The 23,798-nt window shown below is 57.9% G+C and carries 21 protein-coding genes; 10 read left to right on the plus strand and 11 right to left on the minus strand.

Features of this window, described 5'->3' with window-relative positions; genetic code table 11:
* Nucleotides 1-89: 89 nt before the first annotated feature.
* Both I2F59_RS05860 and I2F59_RS05865 read left to right on the plus strand, forming a co-directional pair.
* Nucleotides 90-1,112 carry a helix-turn-helix transcriptional regulator gene (locus tag I2F59_RS05860; RefSeq protein ID WP_195503551.1) on the plus strand — a complete coding sequence of 341 codons (1,023 nt, stop codon included), beginning with the start codon at nt 90-92 and terminating at the stop codon, nt 1,110-1,112.
* A complete protein-coding gene (locus I2F59_RS05865; protein ID WP_195503552.1) occupies nt 1,099-2,016 on the plus strand; it encodes a helix-turn-helix transcriptional regulator in 918 nt (305 codons plus the stop codon). The genes I2F59_RS05860 and I2F59_RS05865 overlap by 14 nt, the downstream gene beginning before the upstream one ends.
* Here I2F59_RS05865 and I2F59_RS05870 read toward each other — a convergent pair.
* A complete protein-coding gene (locus tag I2F59_RS05870; protein WP_195503553.1) occupies nt 2,013-4,907 on the minus strand; it encodes a helicase C-terminal domain-containing protein in 2,895 nt (964 codons plus the stop codon). The two genes, I2F59_RS05865 and I2F59_RS05870, sit on opposite strands and share 4 nt — an antisense overlap.
* Nucleotides 4,901-5,866 (minus strand): D-alanine--D-alanine ligase family protein, encoded by a 966-nt coding sequence (locus I2F59_RS05875; RefSeq protein WP_124786668.1) that lies wholly within the window; start codon nt 5,864-5,866, stop codon nt 4,901-4,903. The genes I2F59_RS05870 and I2F59_RS05875 overlap by 7 nt, the downstream gene beginning before the upstream one ends.
* A gap of 85 nt (nt 5,867-5,951) precedes the next feature.
* Between I2F59_RS05875 and rlmN the strand changes: the two genes are divergently transcribed.
* Nucleotides 5,952-7,004, plus strand: coding sequence for a 23S rRNA (adenine(2503)-C(2))-methyltransferase RlmN (gene rlmN, locus I2F59_RS05880; protein WP_195444053.1), 1,053 nt, complete (start codon nt 5,952-5,954; stop codon nt 7,002-7,004).
* A gap of 197 nt (nt 7,005-7,201) precedes the next feature.
* On the opposite strand, the gene I2F59_RS05885 is transcribed toward rlmN, so the two are convergent.
* The 9 genes from I2F59_RS05885 to rpmH form a co-directional block, all read right to left on the minus strand.
* Nucleotides 7,202-7,456: a hypothetical protein gene (locus I2F59_RS05885; protein WP_195503554.1), complete on the minus strand. Its 255-nt coding sequence runs from the start codon at nt 7,454-7,456 to the stop codon at nt 7,202-7,204.
* Nucleotides 7,446-8,351 carry a ParB/RepB/Spo0J family partition protein gene (locus I2F59_RS05890; RefSeq protein WP_195361607.1) on the minus strand — a complete coding sequence of 302 codons (906 nt, stop codon included), beginning with the start codon at nt 8,349-8,351 and terminating at the stop codon, nt 7,446-7,448. Before I2F59_RS05890 ends, I2F59_RS05885 begins: the two co-directional genes overlap by 11 nt.
* Nucleotides 8,344-9,144, minus strand: a complete 801-nt coding sequence (locus tag I2F59_RS05895; RefSeq protein WP_195503555.1) for a ParA family protein — start codon at nt 9,142-9,144, stop codon at nt 8,344-8,346. Before I2F59_RS05895 ends, I2F59_RS05890 begins: the two co-directional genes overlap by 8 nt.
* A 134-nt stretch (nt 9,145-9,278) precedes the next feature.
* Nucleotides 9,279-10,016, minus strand: coding sequence for a 16S rRNA (guanine(527)-N(7))-methyltransferase RsmG (gene rsmG, locus I2F59_RS05900; RefSeq protein WP_229065362.1), 738 nt, complete (start codon nt 10,014-10,016; stop codon nt 9,279-9,281).
* Nucleotides 10,017-10,112: 96 nt separating this feature from the next.
* Nucleotides 10,113-10,682, minus strand: coding sequence for a Jag family protein (locus I2F59_RS05905; RefSeq protein WP_022093802.1), 570 nt, complete (start codon nt 10,680-10,682; stop codon nt 10,113-10,115).
* Between the two features lie 44 nt (nt 10,683-10,726).
* The gene (locus I2F59_RS05910) at nt 10,727-11,497 is read right to left on the minus strand and encodes a YidC/Oxa1 family membrane protein insertase (protein ID WP_195503557.1); all 771 of its coding nucleotides are present in this window, start codon (nt 11,495-11,497) and stop codon (nt 10,727-10,729) included.
* A 29-nt stretch (nt 11,498-11,526) separates the two neighbouring features.
* Nucleotides 11,527-11,751: a membrane protein insertion efficiency factor YidD gene (gene yidD / locus I2F59_RS05915; RefSeq protein ID WP_195503558.1), complete on the minus strand. Its 225-nt coding sequence runs from the start codon at nt 11,749-11,751 to the stop codon at nt 11,527-11,529.
* Complete coding sequence (rnpA, locus tag I2F59_RS05920; protein WP_118373078.1) at nt 11,748-12,086, minus strand: ribonuclease P protein component; 339 nt, start codon at nt 12,084-12,086, stop codon at nt 11,748-11,750. The genes yidD and rnpA overlap by 4 nt, the downstream gene beginning before the upstream one ends.
* Nucleotides 12,087-12,106: 20 nt before the next feature.
* Nucleotides 12,107-12,241: a 50S ribosomal protein L34 gene (gene rpmH, locus I2F59_RS05925; RefSeq protein ID WP_019127408.1), complete on the minus strand. Its 135-nt coding sequence runs from the start codon at nt 12,239-12,241 to the stop codon at nt 12,107-12,109.
* Between the two features lie 345 nt (nt 12,242-12,586).
* On the opposite strand from rpmH, the gene I2F59_RS05930 reads away from it, so the two are divergent.
* From I2F59_RS05930 to gyrA, 7 genes are all read left to right on the plus strand, one after another.
* Nucleotides 12,587-13,939 carry an ATP-binding protein gene (locus I2F59_RS05930; RefSeq protein WP_195503559.1) on the plus strand — a complete coding sequence of 451 codons (1,353 nt, stop codon included), beginning with the start codon at nt 12,587-12,589 and terminating at the stop codon, nt 13,937-13,939.
* A gap of 15 nt (nt 13,940-13,954) precedes the next feature.
* A complete protein-coding gene (locus I2F59_RS05935) occupies nt 13,955-15,679 on the plus strand; it encodes a DnaA ATPase domain-containing protein (protein WP_324249582.1) in 1,725 nt (574 codons plus the stop codon).
* A 238-nt stretch (nt 15,680-15,917) separates the two neighbouring features.
* Complete coding sequence (dnaN, locus tag I2F59_RS05940) at nt 15,918-17,021, plus strand: DNA polymerase III subunit beta (protein ID WP_022094338.1); 1,104 nt, start codon at nt 15,918-15,920, stop codon at nt 17,019-17,021.
* 9 nt (nt 17,022-17,030) lie between these two features.
* Complete coding sequence (gene recF / locus I2F59_RS05945; RefSeq protein WP_195503560.1) at nt 17,031-18,137, plus strand: DNA replication/repair protein RecF; 1,107 nt, start codon at nt 17,031-17,033, stop codon at nt 18,135-18,137.
* Nucleotides 18,124-18,687, plus strand: coding sequence for a DciA family protein (locus I2F59_RS05950; RefSeq protein WP_117746866.1), 564 nt, complete (start codon nt 18,124-18,126; stop codon nt 18,685-18,687). The genes recF and I2F59_RS05950 overlap by 14 nt, the downstream gene beginning before the upstream one ends.
* A 105-nt stretch (nt 18,688-18,792) precedes the next feature.
* The gene (gyrB, locus tag I2F59_RS05955) at nt 18,793-20,823 is read left to right on the plus strand and encodes a DNA topoisomerase (ATP-hydrolyzing) subunit B (protein WP_022094340.1); all 2,031 of its coding nucleotides are present in this window, start codon (nt 18,793-18,795) and stop codon (nt 20,821-20,823) included.
* Between the two features lie 41 nt (nt 20,824-20,864).
* A complete protein-coding gene (gene gyrA / locus I2F59_RS05960) occupies nt 20,865-23,576 on the plus strand; it encodes a DNA gyrase subunit A (protein WP_195503564.1) in 2,712 nt (903 codons plus the stop codon).
* Nucleotides 23,577-23,798: the final 222 nt, after the last annotated feature.

Consider the following 23,798-nt stretch of genomic DNA (forward strand, 5'->3'; position numbering starts at 1 on the left):
CTTAACGCCCTGAGCGGACAAGGATATAGCCTAATCTCCATATCGGACTAAAATCATGGCAGCAAACCACCTTCTCATGCGAGGACTCTATGACGGCAAGCGACACGACCGAGACAATTAAAAAGGGAAATTCGGAGCCCAGTTTCGATAAAACGGCTCAGCGCATCCTCAATCTTTTCTTTGTGCTCAATAGCTCCCCCGAACCGCTGACGACCGAGCAGATCGTCTTGGATTCTGACCTGGGATATGGCTCGGGCAATATCGACTCGGATAAGCGCAAGTTTCGACGCGATCGTGACAAACTGCTCGAACGCGGCATCTTAATCAAGGAGGTTCGCCCCACCGGCGCGCAGGAGACCGAGGAAAGCTCGTGGACAATCGACCGCGAGCACACGTTTGCGGCAGGCGGCCTCATTACCGCAGACGACGCCGATATCCTGCTCAACGCCATCGACCAGACACTAGCGGCCGGCTCATCCACTTTTGCCGCACCGCTTGCCGATATTCGCTCCAAGATTGCCTATCTCACCGGCAGGACGACGGTAGACGAGGCGCCGATCAGCCGCTCTCCCACCGTCGATGCGGTTTGGAGCGCCTTTGCCGAGCGTTGTGCGCTGCGATTTTTATATCAGAACGGACGCGGCGAGCAGAAAGAACGTACCGTCTGCGTCTACGGCATGTTCGAGCGCGAGGGCGTGGCGTACTTCTGTGGCCTCGACAACGTCACCGACGACATCAGGACATTCCGCTGCGACCGTATCGTACGCGCTTGGCGTCCTTCGAAGGCCTACGTCATCCCCGCGAACTTCAATCTCAACGACTATCTGTTCTTTGAATTCGATTTTGCCGACCGACCGCCCGTTGCAGCCACGTTCTCGTTCGCCCCTCAGACGCAGATCGATATGATCAACGGCCTCACGCGCGGGCGAGGTGAGCTCGCACACACCGATGTGGGATGGACCTGGACCGTTGACGTGCGCGATCTTGAAGCCGCCGCCTCATTTTGCATGGCCCACGCCATGGACGGCATGAGGCCCATGGCCCCCAAATCGCTCAAGCAGGCGTGGAACCACCTCATCGAAAGGACGGTGCACGAGTATGCCCGTGCGTAAACTCACCAGCGAGCAGAGACTCTCGCGCGCCATCGACATCATGGAGGCCCTCTACGCCGCCGGCGAGAGCGGCATGACACGAGCCGAGATTTGCAGTCGCTTTGACATCACGGGGGTGTCGCTCGACGAGATTCTCGAGATCGTCTCGACGCTCGCGGACCGAGAATCGGGCGCGCGCATCATCTGCGAATGCCACGGCGAGCGTGTGGTCCTCACCGGCGACGCCGGGCGTGTTCTACCGTTGCGCCTGAGTGCCGCCGAGGGCGCTGTGCTCAACCACGAACTTGAATCGTTGGGGATCGAGCCACAGACGGCAGCCCGGATTCGGCATGCTCTTCTACCCGAAGAGCTCGGCTATAACCAGCGCGTCTTTGACACCGTCAACCACGGGTCGCACTGGCAGCAGCTGAGCTGCGCCATTCAGGACGGCGTTCGCTGCCGCATCTCGTATCGCTCGATGGACGATGCACGGCCACGCGAGCGTCTGGTCGACCCCTTGCGCATTACGGCAAACGGCGACCAAACATACTTGATTGCCTGGGACATCGCAATCGATGAGCAGCGCACCTATCGCATGGATAAAATCGAGGGACTCACCTTGACGGAAGACTCCGTCGTGTCTCACGCACCGGACGTCGCATCCCTCCACGATTCCCTTGCCCGGACGCAGCATAGCGCAAAGCTCCTGATGCCATTCGATATGGCGGAGCATCTGGACTGGGCCGGCATCACCCTAATCGAGCGCAGCGGGACAGACACGGCAACGGTAACCGTGCATTACGGCTCCGAGCGTTGGCTACTGAGCCAGATAATCGCAGCGGGCGGAGCCATCCGCATCTTGGATGACCCCGCCCTGTCAAAGCGTCTGTGCGATATGGCAAAAACCCTCGTCTGTCCGCTTTAGCGCCGCCGCTCGTGGCGTGCGCGCCACAGTTGCAGATAGTGCCCGATCTGCGCCGATTCGATGCGCTGGTAGGAGCTCGTGGGCAGCGACGTTAAGAACTTCTTTCCGTAGCCCTTCGTCACCAGGCGCGGGTCGGCCAGAATCAGCACGCCGCAATCGGTCGACGAGCGAATAAGGCGGCCGGCCGCCTGCTTGACCTCGAGCACCGCCTCGGGCAGCGAATAGCGCGCCCAAGCGCGGTCTTCGCGCAAGTTGCGCTCGCACGAGAGCGGGTCCGTGGGGCTCGAGAACGGCAGCTTGGGAATGATGACGCAGCGCAGCGTCTCGCCGCTGGCGTCGAATCCCTCCCAGAAGGCCTTAAGCGCAAAAAGCGACGAGGTCGGCTCGTTGATAAACCGGTCGCGCAGGCGACGAGGAGATGAGTTGCGCTGCTGGCAGTTGAGTTCCAGACCCGCACGGGCCATCTTGGGCTCAACGCGGGTGTACAGGTCTTCCATGTCGCGCCGATTGGTGAACAGCGTGAGCACCGATCCGCCCATGGCAAGATGGGCGTCGACCAGCACGCGCTCGAGCGCCGTAAGATAACTCTCACGATCGCGCGGATCGGGTATATCGCCCGCAACGACTACAGCCATGTTCGAATCAAAGTCGTAGCTCGAGTCCAAGTGCAGCGATGAGGATGTTGAAGCACCGATGCGATCGAGGCCGACCGCGTGGTTAAAGTGTTCAAAGCTTTTGGACACCGTCATGGTCGCCGAGGCAAAGATAGCCGTGTGAACCTCGGGCAGCCACTCGGTTGCCAAGGCCTCGCCAATGTCGATGCGCTCTGCGGTCATTGACTCTCCGCCGGCACGCAACCTGCGATTGACCTGCAGCGAATACACGTAGTGTTCATCGGTGCCGTCGATGATGAGTTTGAGGTTCTCGGCCAGCTCGTGCAGGCGGCGCGAGATATCGCCCAAGTCGACAACAACCTCGGGCTTGTCGGCGGCGACGGCCTGCACCAGCGCGTCGACGCACTTGTCAGCTTGTTCCAATGCATCGATGGCAGCGTAGGCCGACTGTAAGAAATCATGCCAGTCGTCAGATTCGCGCAGCTCGGGGCCAATCCATAGATTGGCATTGTCATAACCCCCACGGGCACGGCGGCCGAGCTCGCGAACGCCATCGAACACGTCGGCGATTGCCATGCTCGCGCGCGCAACCGTCGACGTCGCCTTGGCAGTAAGGCCCAGATAGAGCGTAGAGCCATCGGAGGTTGCCAAATCACGGGAAACCTGGCTTAGCGCACCGGTGCTCGAGCCACCCAGGCGCTCAAACAGAACGCGTGATTCGTCCGCCGACACCACGCGCGCCCACTGACGGCGCGCCTCGCGCTCGATGGAATGGGCCTCGTCGATTACCCAATGACGAATCGGAGGTAAAATCCTGCCCTCGGCCGCGACATTGCGGAACAGCAGGGAATGGTTGGTGACCACCACGTCGGCATGCCCTGCACGACGACGAGCGCCGTGGACCAAACATTTATCAGGGAAAAACGGGCAGAGGCGACGAGCACACTCGCGCGAGGCCGTCGTAAAGTCGGGGCGGTTGACGCTGCGCCACCGAATGCCGAGCGAGTCGAGGTCGCCATCGGCTGATTGGCAGACGTACGCCATAATGACCGCGACCGCCGTGAGCGTGTCCGCCGGATCGCGCTTGGTGGTAATCTCGACCTGGCCGCGGCTCATGCGCTCAAGCTTGCGCAGGCACGGATAGTGGTCATAGCCCTTGAGAGCGCAAAATGACAGGCCACCGTCCAGTTGCTCGGCAAGTTTTGGCAGCTCATGGTACATGAGCTGGTCGGCAAGATTGTTCGATTTGGTCGCAATACCAACCGTGATGTTGTTGCGGCGTGCTGCCTCGGCAAAAGGCACCAGATAGGCCATCGATTTGCCGACGCCCGTGCCCGCCTCAATTACACGATGAGTGCCCGTGACCAGCGCATCGCGGACCTCGAGCGCCATCGCGATCTGCTCATCACGCGGCTCGTAGGTGGGATACATGCGATTGACCAGGCCACCTGGCGCATAGTCTGCCTCAATCTCCTCACGACTCGGCATCTTGAGTACCGGCAGTTCGTCGGCGTCCACCCGATCGTCGGCGCGATCGGCCTTGAGAACGTCAGCACGAGCGGCGCTGAGAGAGAAGATAGAACCAGGGTTCTGCCCCGCCAATAATGAGAAGATTGGACGATAGGACCAAGGCACGTCCGGATGCATGTCGGCTAGGCGCGCCATGAGGCCCTGGGGCAAGTCGGTGAGCGCCACGAGCAACACGCGCCATACGCCACACAGGGCGTCGACGTCGGCATTGGCACGGTGTGATACCGAGTCACAGCCAAACAGATCGGCCATAAAAGACAGCTTGTGCGAGGCCAGGCGCGGAAGCGCGATGCGCGACAGCGCCAGCGAATCGATCCAGATATCGCTCACGTTGACGCCGCCTTTGACCGACTCGATAAACGAGCGGTCGAACGTGGCGTTATGTGCGATTACCGGGCAACCACCGACAAAATCGGCGAGAGCGGCTATGGCCTCAACGGCCGACGGGGCATCTGCCACATCGGCATTTGTAATGCTCGTGAGCTCGGTAATCTCGGCGGGAATCAGCTGCTTGGGATGCACGAAGGTATCGAAGCGGTCGACGATCTCGCGGCCCGAAAGACGGGCCGCCGAGATCTCGATCAGCTCGTTGTCCTGCACCGAAAGACCTGTGGTCTCGGTATCGAGGACAATCACATCTTCCTCGATAAGGCCGAAGGACTGCGTTTTGGCGCGTTCGGCAAGCGTGGCATAGGAGTCGATGACAAACTGCGGCGTTCCTGACGAAACCGCGTCCTCGATTAGCATGCAATGCCCGCTCGACGAAGGCCCATACGGATCAGGCTGTCACAGACCTGCGGGAACGTCATGTCGTCTGTGTGGCGAATCTCATCCGGATACAGCGACGTATCGGTCATGCCGGGAATGGTGTTGGTCTCGAGGATGACGGGGCCGTCCTCGCTCACGATAAAATCGCTGCGCGAGATGCCCAGGCAACCGAGGGCCTTGTGAGCAGCACAGGCAAGCTCCTGGGCGCGAGCGTAATTCTCGGGTGAAATCTGCGCCGGAATACGATGGATGTCCGTAGGGTCGACATACTTCACGTCCAGATCGTAGAACTCACAGTCCTCGGGCTTGCGAATCTCGACAATCGGCAGGGCGCGCACGTCGTCCTCGCCGTACACGCCGACGGTGATCTCGGTACCCTCGATGCACTTCTCGACCAGCACTTTGTCGCCGTACTCAAACGCCTTGGCAATTGCCGCGGGCAGCTCGGAGGGCTCATGGACCAGGGAAATGCCATAGCTGGAACCGTTGACGGCCGGCTTCACAAAGCTGCGCTCGCCACAAACCTCGACGATATGATCGATATCGACTTCATCGCCCACCTCGAGCGCAAGGCCGGGGGCAATGGGAATGCCCGCCTTGGCGTACAGGAGCTTAGAGACCTCTTTGTCGGCACCGCAGGCGCTAGCAAGCACGCCCGAGGCCGTGTAGGGGATACCCAGGGTCTCCATGGCGCCCTGCATGGCACCATCCTCGCCGCCGGCACCGTGCATGGCGATAAACGCCACGTCAAAGCCGCCGGTTGCCATGGTTACCATAAAGTCATCAGCGGCCGTATCGAGCAGCTCCACCGAGGTGTAGCCGGCTTCCTTCAGTGCCACCACAACGTTCTTTCCCGAATTGAGCGAGATCTCGCGCTCAGCGGAATGACCGCCCGCCAAGACCGCTACGTGCATGTTCTCTAGGCTTTTACCCGGCATGGGCAGACTCCTCCTCTATAATTTCTGCAGCTGATATCATATTGTAGCGATACCCTCTACGTTTCCCCAAAATCGAAAGGCTTCCATGAATCCCAGGACTAAATCTCAGGACATTCGCGACTTGAGCCAAAACGATATTCGCGAGCTCGTGGCCGAACTTGGCCAGCCCGCGTTCCGCGCGAAGCAGCTCATTGAATGGGTCTTCGAGAAGAACGTTTGTTCGTTTGACGATATGACCAACATTCCCAAGGCTTTCCGCGAGCAGCTTAAAGAGGCTTTTGCCTTTGACACGCCCACTGAACTCACCAAGCAGGTTTCCAAAGATGGCTCGCGCAAGTATCTGCTCGAATACCACGACGGCGTTTCCGTCGAGACTGTCGGCATGCCCCGTCGTAACAAGCTTTCCGTCTGCGTTTCCACCCAGGCAGGCTGCGGCATGGGCTGTGCCTTTTGCGCTACCGGTCTCAACGGCCTCAAGCGCTCTCTGACCGCTCAAGAGATCGTCGACCAGGTACTTCATGTATCCAACGACTTTGGCGAGCGCGCCACGAGCGTTGTCTTCATGGGCCAGGGCGAGCCGTTTGCCAACTACGACGAGGTTCTCAAGGCGCTGCGAATCCTCAACGACCCCGATGGCATCGGTATCGGCGCTCGTCACCTCACCGTCTCTACCAGTGGCGTTATTCCCGGTATTCGCAAATTTGCCGACATCCCCGAGCAGTTCACGCTTGCTGTTTCACTGCATTCTGCCATCCAGTCGACGCGCAATAAGCTCATGCCCGGTGTTAAGAAGTACACGCTGCTTCGCCTTCACGAAGCGCTTCAGCTCTACACCGAGAAGACCGGCCGCCGCCCAACCTATGAGTATGCCATGATCGAAGGCGTCAACGATACGAATCCGGAAATGCAGGCGCTCTGCGACTTCTGCGAGGGAACGCTGTGCCACGTTAACCTCATTCAGCTTAACGACATCGAGGGTAGCCCGCTCAAGCCTTCGCCGATTCATAAGGTTGAGGATCTTCAGCGTCGCCTTGAGTCCCGTGGCATCGAGACAACGATTCGTAACTCCCGTGGTAACGATATTGACGCCGCTTGCGGACAGCTGAAGCAGCGCTTCAAAGTTCAGAAGAACGCATAGGGGAGTCGCACCCAAAACGTTTCATGTGAAACATCGAACGACCCCGGTTGCAGGATATGCAACCGGGGTCGTTTCATTTATTGACCTTAATTTTGAATCAGCTGCTACTGGTCCCATTTTTACGGCCAAAATAAGGGGTCCTTGTCTCGTGAATCAGACAAGGACCCATCACAATATGCTAAGTAATTGTTAGGTACCTAATAGCCTACATTTTCCCATTGGTTGCTGACCCAACCCTGATTAATCTTGGGATTCTTCGTTACCTGAGCAGTACGCATTGCAACATCTTCTGTCATAACATCCATTTTCTTCTTGGATGTATCGATAATATCTTGCACACTACGAAGCAAACGACCTCGAAGTTCATCGTCTGTCGCGATCTTATAGCCAGCAAAGGCACCAGCCGCGACAGTCGTCGCCAATGCAATCGCAGTTAAAATTCTATTCCTCATCTTGGCCTCCTTGATCAAACTGAATCATTTCGCCAAGAATACGAGAGAGCTCTTCCTCGTCTTTAAACTCAATCTCAATCTTATTCTTTCCACGCGAGCTCTTCACACGCACGTTGGTATTAAAAACCTGACGAAGCACGCGGGCTGCCTTTTTAAAAGACTGAGGGGTTGCAGGCCTCGGCGTCTTAGGTGTCTCTCCGGCAGAAAACAACGGAGCAAGATTTTCTGTCGCTCTTACGGAAAGGCCCTCTGCAACAACCTTCTCTGCAAGTCGAATTCGAGCATCCTCATAGGGAACTGCAAGAATCGCACGTGCATGACCAGCAGTAAGTTTACCCTCAAAAATCATCTGCTGAACTACTTCGGGGAGATCGAGAAGACGCAGTGAGTTTGTAATTGCAGAGCGTGACTTGCTTACTGCCTTCGACAATGCCTCCTGGGTCATACCGCTGGCATCGATGAGCTGTCGATAGCCCTTAGCCTCTTCGACGGGATTCAGATCTGAACGTTGAAGGTTTTCGATAAGAGCAAGAGCCAGCATCTCTTCATCATTTACCTCTTTAATGATGACTGGCAATTCTTCAAGGCCAGCAAGCTTTGACGCCTGGTAACGACGCTCACCAGCGATGATCTCATAGCCGTTTCCATGCTTGCGAACCAAAAGCGGCTGCAAAACGCCATGTTCTTGGATTGACTCGCTCAACTCGCGAAGTTCAGTTTCGTTAAAGTGAATTCGCGGCTGATTAGGGTTGGGAACGATATCCTCAATAGGTAGTTTTGTTTCAGATGCAGCATTAGAAGCCGATGCAGCCGAACCGCCTGTCTCATACTCGGCCTCTGAAACCAAAGCATTCAGTCCACGTCCCAATCCGCCACGTTTCTTTACACTAGGCACGCTTGATCACCTCTTTTGCAAGGTTCATATATGCTTTTGCACCCTTATTTTGAGGTGCATAGGTAATTACTGGTTCTCCAAAAGACGGAGCTTCGGAGATTTTAACCGTACGGGGGATTAGCGTCTTAAACGCCTTATCACCAAAGTACGATTGAACCTCCTCAACAACCTGATTCGATAGTGAAGTACGCGAGTCATACATGGTCATAAGCACACCATAAGTGTCTAAGTCCTTGTTCAGCCTTGATTTGACCATCTTCATTGACTCAAGCAGCTTCGTAACGCCCTCGAGTGCGTAATATTCGCACTGGATCGGAATCAAAACGCTGTCTGCTGCGGTCAAAGCGTTGATAGTAAGCAGGCCGAGCGAAGGAGGACAGTCAATGAAAATAAAATCGAACTCGTCCTGAATCGGCTCAAGCAAATCTTTGAGGCGGGTTTCACGTGCAATTGCGCTTACGAGCTCAATTTCGGCGCCTGCAAGCTGAATTGTAGCTGGAATTACGAATACCTTTTTGCAATTTGTATCAAGAACAAGTGATTCTGCCGGCACATCATTCAACAATGCATCATAGATGCAGTGATCAAGGTCTTCTTTTTCAATTCCGAATCCACTGGTGCTGTTTCCCTGCGGATCAAAATCGACAATCAGTGTCTTACGACCCTGCTCACCCAGTGCTGCTGCAAGGTTTACAGCCGTCGTTGACTTACCGACGCCGCCTTTTTGATTGATGATTGCAATGATACGCGTGTCTTTTGCGCTCTTTGAACGCTTAACGTCGTGAAATCCCACGGTCCCTCCTGGTGTGTATTAAAGCTGTCAAACGGAGGATGTTTCACGTGAAACATTCCGAATCGATATCAACCGCCATGTTTCACGTGAAACACTGCAAGTTGTTAGTATCCATTATGTTTCACGTGAAACATCTAGGCAAGCGGATTCTTCTTTGCCACGCCATTTGCACGAGGCAATGAAACGGATGCTGGATGACTCTTCTTAAGAACAATGAACTCCCTGTGACCCAAGCCTTCAGGCAAATCAATTGCGTCATTCAGAAGCAAAGTGAAGCCGCAAATCTTAGCTGCTGACATGCCGGAAGCAAGCTCCTCATCCGAAGGATTGCCCTTGGTTATAACAAATAGCCCTCCATCCTTCAGATACGGAGCCGCATACTCAACAAGAATCGGTAGAGGAGCCAGTGCGCGGGCGGTTACAACAGAGAACTGCTTCTTATGGCTCCGAGCATATTCTTCAAGACGATCATGAACCGCATGGGCATGTTTCAATCCAAGAGCATGGACAAAGGAATTTACCGCATCAACCTTCTTGCCAACAGAGTCAATATAAGTAGCTTTACGATGCGTGGTTATGGTTAATGGAATACCAGGGAAGCCCGCACCTGTTCCCAGATCGAGCAAAGCTCCCTCAGGAGCCTTGTTGATATAGGGGAGCAAAACAAGTGAGTCGAGGATATGAAGTACTGCAGCATCTTCTACGTTAAGAATACGGGTGAGATTGGTTGTCTTATTTGTTTCTAGAACCAAATCCAAATGCTGAATACATTTCCTCAGCTCAACATCAGTTACGTTCAAGGAATACTCTTTGCAATAGAAAGCTAGACGACTCAACATCTCGTCAGCTTGCTGATCAGTAAGTACTAACAACGAAAGCTCCTTTCTGACAAAAATCAGCGTATCGAGAACTTTTGACAAAAAAAGGGGACGTGGAAACCACGTCCCCTTAGCATAAACTCGAGTAGATTATCGAGCAACAATCACCACATGGCGATCAGGGTCAGAACCCTCAGAATGAGTATCGACGGCATCATTGCCACGAAGTGCAATGTGAACCAGTCGACGCTCGTAGGCATTCATGGGCGGAAGCGAAACACTCTTATGAGTGCGAATGGCACGCTCGGCAGCAGACTGAGCCATGGAGGCAACCTTGTCCTGACGGCGGCTCTTGTATCCCTCGACGTCCACTACAACCGGATACCTAAAGCCAAGTTTGCGGCTCACCAGCAAAGAGAACATAACCTGAAGGGCATCAAGGGTGCGACCATGACGGCCAATGAGAACAGCAAGGTCGGGAGCCGTTACATCCAAAATCAGCTCACCTTCGTCGCCCTCATACTCATCGATAGGAGAGTTGGCGGCATCGAAGTGCGAAAGGATGGAACGCAGGATGGAAATAGCAACATCGGCAATGGTGTCGAGCTCCTCATCGGTCAGCTCTTCACCAGCCTTGTAGCGCTGTGCAATCTCGGGATAATCGCCCGCGACCTGCGGGGCAACCTCCTCAAGCATATCCTCGATGATCTCTTCAGACATAACGTACTCCAAAAGTTAGGTACCTAAATAAGATTGATATCCCACTACTTCTTCTTGTGCGGGCGCGGCTTCTTCTCTCGACGAGTGACCTCAACCTGCAGCGGAGCGTTCTTAAGACGCTCCTCCTCATCGGCCTTCGCCTTGTCGATGACCTTCTGCGTCACAAAAATCTGCTGGATAACCTGCCAAGCAGACGAGACGTCGTAGTACAGCAGAACACCAACGGGAAGGCTCCAGCCCATCCAAAGCATCATGACCGTCATGACAACGGCCATCATACGCATGCTCTGAGCCTGCTGGCCGGTCTGGTTGCGCGACATATAGAGCTGCGGAATCAGGGTCAGGACGGCGAACAGGATCAGGCAAACCAGCGCAGGCAGTGCAACCATAAAGCCACCGGCAAAGGAAGCACTCGGCGTGGTGGTCAGGTCGGGCAGAATGTTGAAGAACGAGAACGTGCCGTCGTTAAAGTACTGCGGCAGGTTGCGCAGCAATGTAAACAGGGCGAACAGGATAGGCATCTGAATCAGCAGCGGCAGACAGCCAGCCATGGGGTTGAACTTGTTCTCGCTGTAGAACTTCTGCATCTCCTCGGCCTGACGCTGGGGATCGTCGGCATAGCGCTCCTGGATCTCGAGCATCTTGGGCTGCAGCACCTGCATGCGAGCCGTCGACTTGGTCGACTTGAGCATGAGCGGCGTTAGCAGCAGACGGATGATGACCACCAGGATGATGATGGACAGGCCCCAGTCGACCGCAAAGGTCTGGATGAGCTTGAGCAGCTCGAAAAGGATGTTAACGATCCAATCCCACATGTAAGTTTTCCTCCGATAGCGAGTGCCCGCTAGGGCACAGGGTCATAACCGCCGACGTGCAGGGGATTGCAGCGAGCGATGCGCCTCACGGCAAGCCAGCAGCCTCTCAAAATACCGTGCTTCTCAATCGCCTGGATGGCGTATTGCGAGCACGTTGGGTAATAAATGCAGGCGTCAGGCAATAAGGGCGAAATAACCTGTTGATATATGCGAATAGGAGCGATGGCAACACGTCGCAAAACGTGATTGCTCATCGCTCCTCCCCGGCAACGCCGGCGCGCTTCATAAGCGAACGCAACGCCTTGTCCATCTCCTGCGGCGAGGAAACCCTCGTCTTGGGAGTTGCAAACAAGATGATGTCATAACCCGTAACGGGAAATCCGCAGCTGCGGGCGGCCTCGCGCATCACACGCTTAGATCGGTTGCGCACGACGGCACAACCGAGTCGCTTAGCACCAACGAAGGCGACCCTTCCGGAGTCGCCTTCGCCAACCGATTCACATATGGTCATTCGAATCAGAGGGTGATTGAAACGACGCCCCTGACTGAACACATGCTCGAAATCTTGCCGAGACTTAATAGTCTTCATGCGAGATGTGTGTATCGCTGCTAGACAGTGAGACGCTTGCGGCCCTTGGCGCGACGACGGGCGAGCACGGCACGACCACCCTTAGTGGCCATACGGGCACGGAAGCCATGGGTCTTGGCACGCTTACGCTTATTAGGCTGATACGTACGCTTCATCTTAAGTTCCTCCTGCTGCATTTCGAGTGTCCGCGGGGACGCGGACGCAGATATAGACACGTGAGCTTGAAGATTGTAGGGAAATCAATGTTCAAATGTCAAGAAATCAAAGGTAAAAGGTTGCGCAGTTCACACGGTTCCCCCATAAGCCAAGCTCGATTTAGCGGTGCATGGCAACTTTTCACGATATTTCATCGAGTTTTCAACAGGTCATGTTGGCAATGTTGAGAACTTTTCGCCCATTTTCCAAAGTTTTCAACAAGTTTTGAAAAGTTGTCGAAAGATGAGAAACGTTGCACGGTGAGCTACTATTTGTTCGGAACCTTTTGAAAGATTGCGAGCGGCATGTCTGACGACTTTTACACCATGGTCGATTCCGGAGACCCGGCACCCGACAACGAGCACATCACCGGCGTGCGCGAAGAGCGTGCGGAAGGCGAGCAGACGACCACGCAGGCGCCAAAAGCCATGTACGCCGCGCGCATCGCCGTCTATGACGACATGCTGTCGACACCGCGGGTGATCGTCATTGATCCGCAAGATGTCCGCACGTATTTGGAAGAGACGACCAACACCGTCTACCAGTGCATGAAAGAACAAGGTGGCCATATCTCGCTCATGGTCATCCGCGAGATTGTCGAAAACTTTATCCACGCACACTTTGCCGAGCCCATCATCTCGATTCTGGACGGCGGAGACACCATCCGCTTTGCTGACCAAGGACCCGGCATCGACGACAAGGAACGTGCTTTCGACTTTGGCGTTACCAGCGCAAACAGCAAGATGAAGCGCTATATCCGTGGAACCGGAGCAGGGTTTCCCATGGTGCAGGAGTATTTGGAAAACGCCGGCGGTGCCGTATCCATCGAGGACAACATGGGCAACGGCACCGTGGTTACGGTAAGCCTGAACCCTAAACGCGTGCAGGAAATCGAGCGTGCCGGCGGACGCGGCGCTGCCGTGCGGCCCGAGACGGAGCAGCCCACATATCCCCTGCCGGGAGCTTTTGCGCAGCAGCCCATGGCAACGCAGCAGATGCAGCCCACCGTGGGACAGATGCAGCAGCCCGGAATGCCTCCTACACAAGAACCCCAAGCGGCATCGATGTCGATGCCGCCAAGCATGCCAGAGGCCATGCCGGTGGTGGATCAGGATGCAGCAGCAATGCAGCAGGCGACGGGGGCGCCGGGTGGCCAGCAAATGGGCTATCAGCCGTACCAACAGGGATATCCATATCAGCAGATGCCGCCACTGGGGTATGGCCAGCAGTTCCCGCAGCAGTACCAGCAGGGATATCAGCAGCCGTACCAGCAGATGCCGCAGCAGCAGTACAACCCCTGGGTCCAGCAGACGCCTCCGCAGCCTTACCAACAATGGCCTCAAAGTTTTCAACAGCAAATGCCGCCGACGCAGAGTTCTCAACAACCAGCAGCTCAAATGATGTATCCTAATGCAGCAAATCAGTATGCGCAGCCACAACCGGACGTGTTCGTAAGCGATCGCGGCAACGCCGCGCTGGGCTATCTGGCGCAAAATCAAGCGTGCGGTGCAACCGATCTGGCGAGGGCGTTTGGAAACTCGGCCCCCACTTGGTCACGCACGCTCAATGACTTGGCGCAGGCCGGCTTGGTCATCAAGCATGGCCAGAAATACCATCTGACCGAACTCGGCGCCGCTCGCGTGCGAGCTCAGAGCTAAAGAACGGGAGAGACAGTGGACGAGGAAGCAAGCATCATCCTGGGGGATGCTATCGCCTTTTGCCAGCGCGACGGCCAAGATGCACGCCTCATCAACATGCTGGGGCAATCGCGCGCCATAAACCTGACCGAAGATACGCTCACGATCGAGGCCCCCTCGCGCTTTGCCATCGCGCAGCTCAAAAAGCATCAGCCGACTATTGAGGCCTATCTGGAAGAAATCGCCTTTGCACCGATTGCGCTCGACATCGTGGCGCCGCAAGGCGCCGCGACGGAATCCGTTGCCGCGACGGAATCCGCCACGGCTCCCGCTGTTTCCCCGGCGGCGCCGGCCTCCGCAGGCGACGTGACGACAATCGAGCACCAGCACAGCGATGTTTCCCGTGAAACCATGGCACCGTTGCCGACCGCGGCGGCGACGTCAACGAACGCACCCGTCACGCACATGCCCATCGCTCACGACGCAGCGGCGGGCGCGGATTCGGGCATTGCAATCAAGAACACGCTCTCGGCCGATGATTTTCGTCGCATGATGAACCAGATGAAGGGCGGAGCGCCGACTAAATCCACGCAAGCTGTGGCCCCCGCTTCACCCATGCCAGCGCCGACCGTGCCGGCCGAGCAGAATACGGATGGAGCCCCACTCGCCGCGAACTCAAAATTTACCTTTGAGAACTTTGTCTACGGCCCCGAGAACAGCCACGCCTATCGCTCGGCACTCAAGTTTGCCGCCCTCGCGGACGAACGCGGCACGTGCACATCACTGTTCATCTACGGCAAATCGGGCCTGGGCAAGACGCACCTGCTGCTTGCCATCAAAAACGAGCTCGCCGAGAAGTCGCCCGAGATCAAGGTCAAGTATGCCAACTCCCAGGCATATCTGGACGACCTGATGACCGAGTTCGACCGCCAAAAGAAGAGCAACGCTCCCATCATGCAGGCGTACCACGGCGTGGACGTACTCATCATCGATGACATCCAAAACATCATCGGCAAGCGAGCGAGCGTGGACTACTTTTTCCAGCTCATGGACGAGTTCATCCGCAATAACAAGAAGGTCGTCATCGCGGCAGATCGCGCCCCCAAGGACCTGAGCATGGACGAGCGTCTGACCAGCCGCTTCAACGCCGGCATGCTCTGCCTGGTCGCAGAGCCCAGCTACGAGATGAAATACAAGATCTTGCAGCGCTATTACGAGAACACCATCGTCGCCGCTCCCGAAGCAGGCGACGACTCGCTGCTGGCGGCCTATGGGGGCGACGGCGGACACCTGACCGACGAGCACTTCAAACACATGGCCGAGGTCTCGGGCACCAACATCCGCGAACTCGAGAGCTTTTGCGAGCGCTGCGCCGGCGAGGCGGGGGACCGCGAGCGCGAGGGCGGGGAGCTCACCTTTGACGATATCGACGCCATCGCCAGCCAGTACTTCGATACGTCGGCCAAAAAGATCAACGTCCAGACGGTTCAGTCCGTCATTGAAGAGCAGTACGGCGTGACGCACGAGGAGCTCATCGGCCCGCGTCGCAACGCCAATATCGCCAAAGCACGCCACATTGCCATCTACCTGGCCATCGAGATGTGCGAGATGACGACCACGGCGGTGGGCGCCGAATTTGGCAACCGCAACCACTCGACCGTCAGCACGAGCTACAAAAAGGTCCAGAAGATGATCCAGGAAGACCGCACCGTCACCGAAGACCTTAAGTCGCTGCGCGATAAAATTACACTGCGCTCGTAGGGAAATAGAGACACCTGTTGAAAACTTGTCGAAACCACGGGCATAAGGTGTCTAAAACCCAACCCGCGTTGATGAAAAGTTTTGCGCAGGTTTTGAACGTGGAAAACCACCCCTGTTGCACACAGGTTGCTGTCGATTCTCTTTCTGGGTCTGACCTGCGTCTTTGGGAGTAATCAACAGTTTCGTCAGTGCTATTACTATTATTAAGATATTTATATCTATAGAAAGGTATTAAAAGATGAAGTTCACCGTCAGCCAGAGCTCGCTTACACAAGCCATCGGCGTCGTTATGAAGGGTGTCGCTTCGGCATCCACCCTTCCCATCCTGTCGGGCGTGCTCGTTAAGGCGCAAGACGGCATCTTGGAATTCCAGACCTCTAACTACACCATCTCGATCCGTCATCGCATCGCGGCACATGTCGAAGAAGAGGGCGAGATGGTTATCCCCTGTAAGATGCTCTCCAATATCACCAAGACCCTCCCCGATGCCCCGGTCACCTTTGAGCTGTCCGAGCGCCAGGTGCTGATCGGTTGCGAGAAGAGCTCTTTCCGCCTGAACACGCTCGATGCCAATGACTTCCCCGAGTTTCCGGCCTATGCCATCGAGAGTGCCGTGGAGCTGCCGACCGATATCTTGTCCGAGATGGTCGGCCGCGTGTGGCGCGTCACCTCGACCGACAAGGCCCGCCCCATCCTGGGTGGCGTGCACATGAAGGTCGAGAACAACACCGTGCGCCTGGTGGCGACCGATTCCTTCCGCTTGGCCGTGTGCGATACGCAGGTCGAGACCTCGACCCTCGAGGGCTCCTTTGAGCTCAACGTTCCGGCCGACGCCTTTAACGACGCGCTGAACATCATGGCCAGCCAGGCGACCATCATGATCGGGGCTACCGACACCCAGGTTGTCTTCGAGGCCGGCAACACCACCTACGTGTCGCGCCGCATCGAGGGCGTGTACCCCAACTACAAGCAGCTCATCCCCGATTCATGCGTGACGAGCGTCAAGATCGACGTCGCCGCCTTTAACGCCGCCCTCAAGCGCGTGGCCGTTATCGCGAGCGCCAACCCCGCTGTCAAGTTCGAGATTGATGTCGAGAACGGGCAGATGGGCCTGTCCTCCATTTCTAATGACCAGGACCTTGCGCAGGAGACGATCGATGTCGAGGCCGAGGGCGAGTCGGGTACCATCGCCTTCAACTACCACTACATCTTCGGCTGCCTCAACGCCCTGTCCAAGGAGAAGGAGATCACGCTGGAGCTCAAGAGCTACTCGCAGGCGGGTATCTTCAAGTCCTACGACAAGATCAACTACCTGTACCTGGTCATGCCGGTCCGCATCTAGCGCTGCGCCATGACCATGTTCGCCCGCGATCTTTCCGTCGCGCACTACCGCAGCTTCGATAGCTATCGCCTTGCCCTGGACGAGGGCGTGACGATACTTGCGGGACCCAACGCGGCGGGAAAGACCAATCTCATAGAGGCGCTGCAGCTGCTGACGAGCGGCGCCTCGTTTAGGCATCCGACCGCCGCCGAGCTCGTCCATGACGGCGCGGGCTTGTGCAAGGTCGAGCTGAGGCTCGAGGGCGACGGCCGCGTGCTTGATATGGGATTGAGCGCGGAGGACGGTAAGCGCTCGTTTAGCCGCAACGGCAAGAGATGCTCTGCCGCCGGTGTGCGCGGGGCTCTGCCGAGCGTGCTGTTTTGCCCCGACCATCTGGACATGGTTAAGCGAGGCGCCAGTGTGCGCCGCGCCGCCCTCGATGACTTTGGCATGCAGCTGAGCGCACGTTATGCCGATCTTGCGAGCACCTATGGACGCTGCGTGACCCAGCGTAACGCCCTGCTCAAGGAGACCTGGTGCTGTCGCGAGATGCTCGGCGCGTGGAACGATTCGATTGCCCGCGCGGGCTCGGCCCTGCTTGTGCACCGGTTGGCCCTGCTCGACCGGCTGGCGGGCCATGTGCACACTGCCTACGGGCAAGTGGCATCCGGTGAGGCTGCCAACGTGACCTATACGTCCACGCTGGGGGATTTGCCCCAGGTCGATGATCGCGAAGAGCTGAAGGGCTGGGCGTACGAGCGCATGCTGGCTGCCCTTGATGAGCACGCCGACGAGGAAATTCGCCGCGGCGTGACGTTGGTGGGACCGCATCGCGATGAGATTGAGTTTACCGTGGCGGGTCGCTCCGCCCGTTCATTTGCCAGCCAAGGTCAGCAGCGAACGTTGGTTCTGGCCTGGAAGGTGGCGGAGGTGGCCGTGGCTCGCGATGTCCTGGGCACCGCCCCGTTGCTGCTTTTGGACGACGTGATGAGCGAACTCGACGGCGAACGCCGCGGTGCTTTTCTGCGGCTGATCGGCGATGATATCCAGACGGTCATAACCACGACCAACCTGGGGTATTTTACCGATGACCTGCTTGATCGAGCCAAGGTGGTGAGCATGGGTGAGACGTGCTAATTACGAGCGCGAGAGCGAAACGGTTGCCTTCAGTGGATTTTTGAACGCAGAGCGTCAGCGCATCCTGGCGGCCGCGACACCTGAGCGCCGCGCGCAGATGGAGGCTGCCGAGGAGTCGCGCGCGGTCTATCGCGCGTGGAACGCGGTGTGCTCGGGCACGCGCGAGGGGCGGCATGTGACGGGCTTGCGCTACCTGCCCGAGTCCAATGAGCTGCTGGTATATCTCGATTCGCCCTCGTGGACGCAGGAAATGACGCTGTTGCGCGAGATCATCCGCGCGCGCATGGAGCGCGCCGGTGCGCATGTGGACGGCCTGGTGTTCAAAACCACCGCGCCGGGTCACACGCCGCCCGCCGCCAAGCAGCGCCTGCGCCCGGCGACGACCGAGCGCCCGCCGGCCCCGCACGCCGACCTAAGTGAGGCCGAGCGCACCGAGATTGAGCGCCAAGTGGCGCCCATCGAAGACCAAAAACTGCGCGAGGCCCTCGAGAATGCCATGAGAGCCAGTGCCGAGTGGGCCAAGGGCGTAGAAAGCAAAAAAGAGCCTTAAATCGCATCTGGTGGCCTTGTAGAGCCAAATACCCTCGTTCCCGAGGGTATTTTTTTACGATAAACTAGTAAGGCTGTACACATTTTCTTGACTGAAGGAGGACGTGTGGCAAACGAAAACGATTACGATGGCGGCGAGATTAAGATTCTCGAAGGTCTCGAGGCCGTTCGTAAGCGCCCGGGCATGTATATCGGCTCGACGAGCGCCAGCGGTCTGCATCACCTGGTGTGGGAGATCGTTGACAACTCCGTCGACGAGGCCATGGCCGGTTTCTGCACCGAGATCCAGGTGACGGTCCACGCCGACAACTCCATCACGGTCGTCGACAACGGGCGCGGTATCCCCGTCGACGAGCACCCTGTTAAAAAGATCCCGACGCTCGAGGTCGTCATGACGATTTTGCACGCCGGCGGTAAGTTCGATAATTCGGCCTATAAGGTCTCGGGCGGCCTGCACGGCGTTGGCATCTCCGTCGTCAACGCACTGTCCAAGCGCGTGGTCGTTCAGGTTCGTCGCGACGGCAACACCTACGAGATGGAGTTCTCGCGCGGCAAGACCGTCAAGAAGATGGAGGTCGTGGGCACCTCGGATTCGACGGGCACCACCGTCACCTTCTGGCCCGACGACGAGATCTTCGAGACCTGCATTTACGATTTCGATACGCTGCACAACCGTCTGCAGGAGACGGCGTTCCTCAATAAGAACCTCAAAATCGTGCTGACTGACGAGCGCGAGTCTACTCCCCACGTGGAGGAGTTTTGCTACGAGGGCGGCATCATCGACTTCGTCAAGTTCCTTAACGAGGGCAAGGACGTCCCCGAGGCCTTTAAGGAGCCTATCTACATCGAGGGCAAATCGGACCCGGACGCACCTGTGGCCAAGATGGGCGAGGTTGAGGTTTCCCTGCAGTGGAATAGCGGCTACGGCGAGAACGTCATGTCGTTTGCCAACGACATCTACACCCCCGAGGGCGGCATGCACCTTGAGGGCTTCCGCACCGCGCTCACCCGCGTGATCAACGACTATGCGCGCAAGCAGAACCTGCTCAAGGAAAAAGACGCCAATCTGACCGGCGACGATGTGCGCGAGGGCCTTTCGGCCGTTATCTCGGTCAAGCTGCCCGATCCGCAGTTTGAGGGCCAGACCAAGGCCAAGCTCGGCAGCTCCTATATGCGCGCGCTGACGCTCAAGATCGTGACCGACGGCCTTGCCGATTACCTCGAGGAGCACCCTAAGCCCGCTCGCGAGATCGTCAAGAAGGCGCAGCAGGCCTGCAAGGCGCGCAATGCCGCCCGCAAGGCGCGCGAGGCGACCCGCCGCAAGAGCCTGCTCGAGACGGCGTCCCTGCCCGGTAAGCTCGCCGACTGCTCGGTGCGCGATGCCGAGCTGACCGAGCTCTTCATCGTAGAGGGCGACTCGGCAGGCGGTTCGGCCAAGGACGGCCGTCGCCGAGACATCCAGGCGATTCTGCCCCTGCGCGGCAAGATTTTGAACGTCGAGCGCGTTGGTGACCATCGCGCGTTCTCGAGTGACACCATCCAGTCGCTGATTACCGCGATCGGCTGCGGCGTCACGACGAGTGCCGGCGACGGCGGCGATTTCGATATCACCAAGGCGCGCTACCACAAGATCATCATCATGACCGATGCAGACGTCGACGGCGCGCATATCCGCATCCTGCTGCTGACGTTCTTCTACAAGTACATGCGTCCGCTGATCGATGCCGGCTACGTCTATGTTGCCTGCCCGCCCATCTTTGGCATTAAGGTGCGCAACAAGATCCACTACGTGTATCCCAACGGCCGCCAGCCCGAAGACGAGATCCTGCGCGATACCATCCAGAGTCTGGGCCTGAACCCCGATGATAACGACGAGGACGGCAAGGCCAAGGACGGCAAGATCACCAAAAAGCGCAAGGGCTATACCGTCCAGCGCTACAAGGGCCTGGGCGAGATGGACCCCAAACAGCTTGCCTCGACGACGATGGACCCAAAGACCCGCATTCTGCAGCGTGTGTCGATCGAGGACGCCGTGGTGGCGGACCGCGCCGTGCGCGAGCTGATGGGTTCCGAGGTCGGCTATCGCCGCGAGTACATCGAGAAGCATGCACATGATGCACGATTCCTTGACGCTTAAGAGGAGGTAACGTGGCAGACGATATCAACAATAACGAGGGTATGGACGAGGCCGGCGATGCCGGTATGCCCGATGATCTGAAGCGCCTGCTTGCCCGTGCTGAGCAGGGCGAGGACGGCGATCCGGACGCCTATAACCCCGATGCCGATGATGATGAGGAAGAGGACGACGACGGTGAGCTCGAGGAGAGCTTTGGCGAAGTCGATCGTGGCGTCTCGGCCGGCGAGGACATCAACGGCGGCCAGCTCCAGATTTCGGAGTTCGGTCGCGAGATGAAGCAGTCGTTCATCGAGTATTCGATGTCGGTTATCACAGCGCGTGCCCTGCCGGACGTGCGCGACGGCTTAAAGCCGGTACACCGCCGCATCCTGTACGCGATGAACGAGAGCGGCATCTACCCCAACCGCCCACACAAAAAGTCGGCCTGGACGGTCGGCGAAGTTATCGGTAAGTACCACCCGCACGGTGACTCTGCGGTCTACGAGGCCATGGTCCGCCTGGCGCAGTGGTTCTCCATGCGCACGCCGCTCATCGACGGTCACGGCAACTTCGGCAACATCGATGGCGACGGCGCGGCGGCCATGCGTTACACCGAGAGCCGCCTGGCCAAGCCCGCCATGGAACTGCTGCGTGACTTGCAGAAGGATACCGTCGACTGGCAGCCCAACTACGACGAATCGCTCGCCGAGCCCGTGGCACTGCCTGCGCGCTTCCCCAACCTGCTGGTCAACGGCAGCCAGGGCATCGCCGTCGGCATGGCCACCAACATCGCCCCGCATAACCTCACCGAGGCGATCGAGGCCACCTGCTACCTGATCGACAACCCCGACGCCACCGTCGACGAGCTCATGCAGATCATGCCCGGTCCGGACTTCCCCACCGGCGCCATCATCATGGGCAGCGCCGGCATTAAGCAGAGCTACGAGACCGGCCGCGGCTCCATTACCGTGCGTGCCAAGGCACATGTGGAGTCCACCAAGACCGGCCGCAGCCGCCTGGTCTTTACCGAGATTCCCTACATGGTCAACAAGGGCACCCTGCAGGAGAAGATCGCCCAACTCGTCAACGACAAGCGCATTGAGGGCATCTCGGATATGCGCGATGAGTCCAACCAGAAGGGCATCCGTCTGGTCATCGAGCTCAAGAAGGGCGTCATTCCGCAGGTCGTGCTCAACAACCTGTATAAGTACACCTCGCTGCAGACGACCTTTGGCGCCAACAACCTGGCACTCGTCAACGGCGTTCCCAAATGCCTGAGCCTGCGCGAGATGCTGCAGCACTACATCGACCACCAGGTCGACGTCGTCACCCGCCGCACCCGCTTCGACCTTAAGAAGGCCCAGGCCCGCGCGCATATCCTCGAGGGCTACCTGATGGCCCTTGACCATATCGACGAGGTCATCAGCATCATCCGCTCCTCGCAGACCGACTCCGAGGCCAGCAGCCGACTGATCGAACGCTTTGGCTTTACGCCCGAGCAGACCACGGCCATCCTCGAGATGAAGCTGCGCCGCCTGACCGGCCTGGAGCGCGACAAGATCCAAGAAGAGTTGGACGGCTTGCGCCGCGCCATCGCCTACTACGAGGACCTGCTGGCGCACGAGGAGAAGATTCTGGGCGTCATCAAGGAAGAGATGCGCGAGATCTCCAAGAAGTTTGGCGACAAGCGCCGTACCGAAATCAGCCAGGTTGAGAAGGACCTGGATGTCGAGGACCTCATCGCCGACGAGGATATGGTCGTGACCATCACCCACACCGGCTACGTTAAGCGTATCCCAGTGGCTGCCTACCGTGCCCAGAAGCGCGGTGGCAAGGGCGTGTCGGGCGTCAACCTCAAAGAGGACGACGTTATCGATGAGATGTTCATCGCGTCCACGCACGAGTACGTGCTGTTCTTCTCGAGCAAGGGCAAGGTCTATCGCCTGAAGGTGCACGAGCTGCCGGTGGGTACGCGCCAGGCGCGCGGTACCGCGATCGTCAACCTGCTGCCCTTCGAGGAAGGCGAGAAGATCGCGAGCGTCATCAGCTGCCGCGAGTTCCCGGCCGACGAGTACCTGATGTTTGCCACCAAGAGCGGCATGGTCAAAAAGACCGTGATGAGCGCATATGACCGCAGCCGTCGCGACGGCCTGATCGCTATCAACCTGCGTGACGACGACGCGCTGCTGAACGTGCGCCGCGTGCGCGAGGGCGACAAGATTATCCTGGCCACCACCGCGGGCAAGGCGATCATGTTCTCCGAGGAGCAGGTGCGCGCCACCGGCCGCGATACCAGCGGCGTTCGCGGTATCGGTCTGAAGGACGGCGTGAGCGTTCTGGGCATGGAAGTCACTAACGGCAACGGCGATCTATTCGTCATCACCGAGCGCGGCTACGGCAAGCGCACGCCGGTCGCGGACTACCCGGAGCAGAATCGCGGCGGTCAGGGCGTCTACACCATTCAAATGACCGAGCGTAAGGGTAACCTCGCGGCCATGAAGACGGTGGGCCCGCAGCACGAGCTGTTCATCGTGACGGAGGGCGCGACGGTCATTCGCGTCAAGACCGACGAGATCAGCCAGACCGGCCGCGCCACCCAGGGCGTCAAGATGATGACCGTCGACGACAACGACCGCGTATGCGCCGTAGCCCGCATGACGGCAGCCAAAGAGAAGCCCGAAGGCGAAGCAACAGAAGACGGTTCTGCCCCCGAAGAAGCCCCAGTCGATCTAGGCGACGGCAACGACATGCCAGAAGATCTCCTCGACGAGTAAGAGGCTCTAGCTGGTAAAAATCATCAGACCCCATATATCGGCAGTCGGCACACTGCGCGCCGACCGCTTTTTTGAAAACCTTGGGACCCCATGGTCGCTGGGCTGGCGAGGTGGTTTTGGTTTGTCGCGAGTTCCGCACGCAAAGAAGGCCACTTAATGTGGCCTTCGTCTTGCGCAGGACTGTCCGAGCAGCAAACCAAAACCATCTCGCCAGCCCAGCGA

Origin of the sequence: Collinsella aerofaciens (genome assembly GCF_015556945.1) — a bacterium.
GTDB lineage: Bacteria > Actinomycetota > Coriobacteriia > Coriobacteriales > Coriobacteriaceae > Collinsella > Collinsella aerofaciens_AO.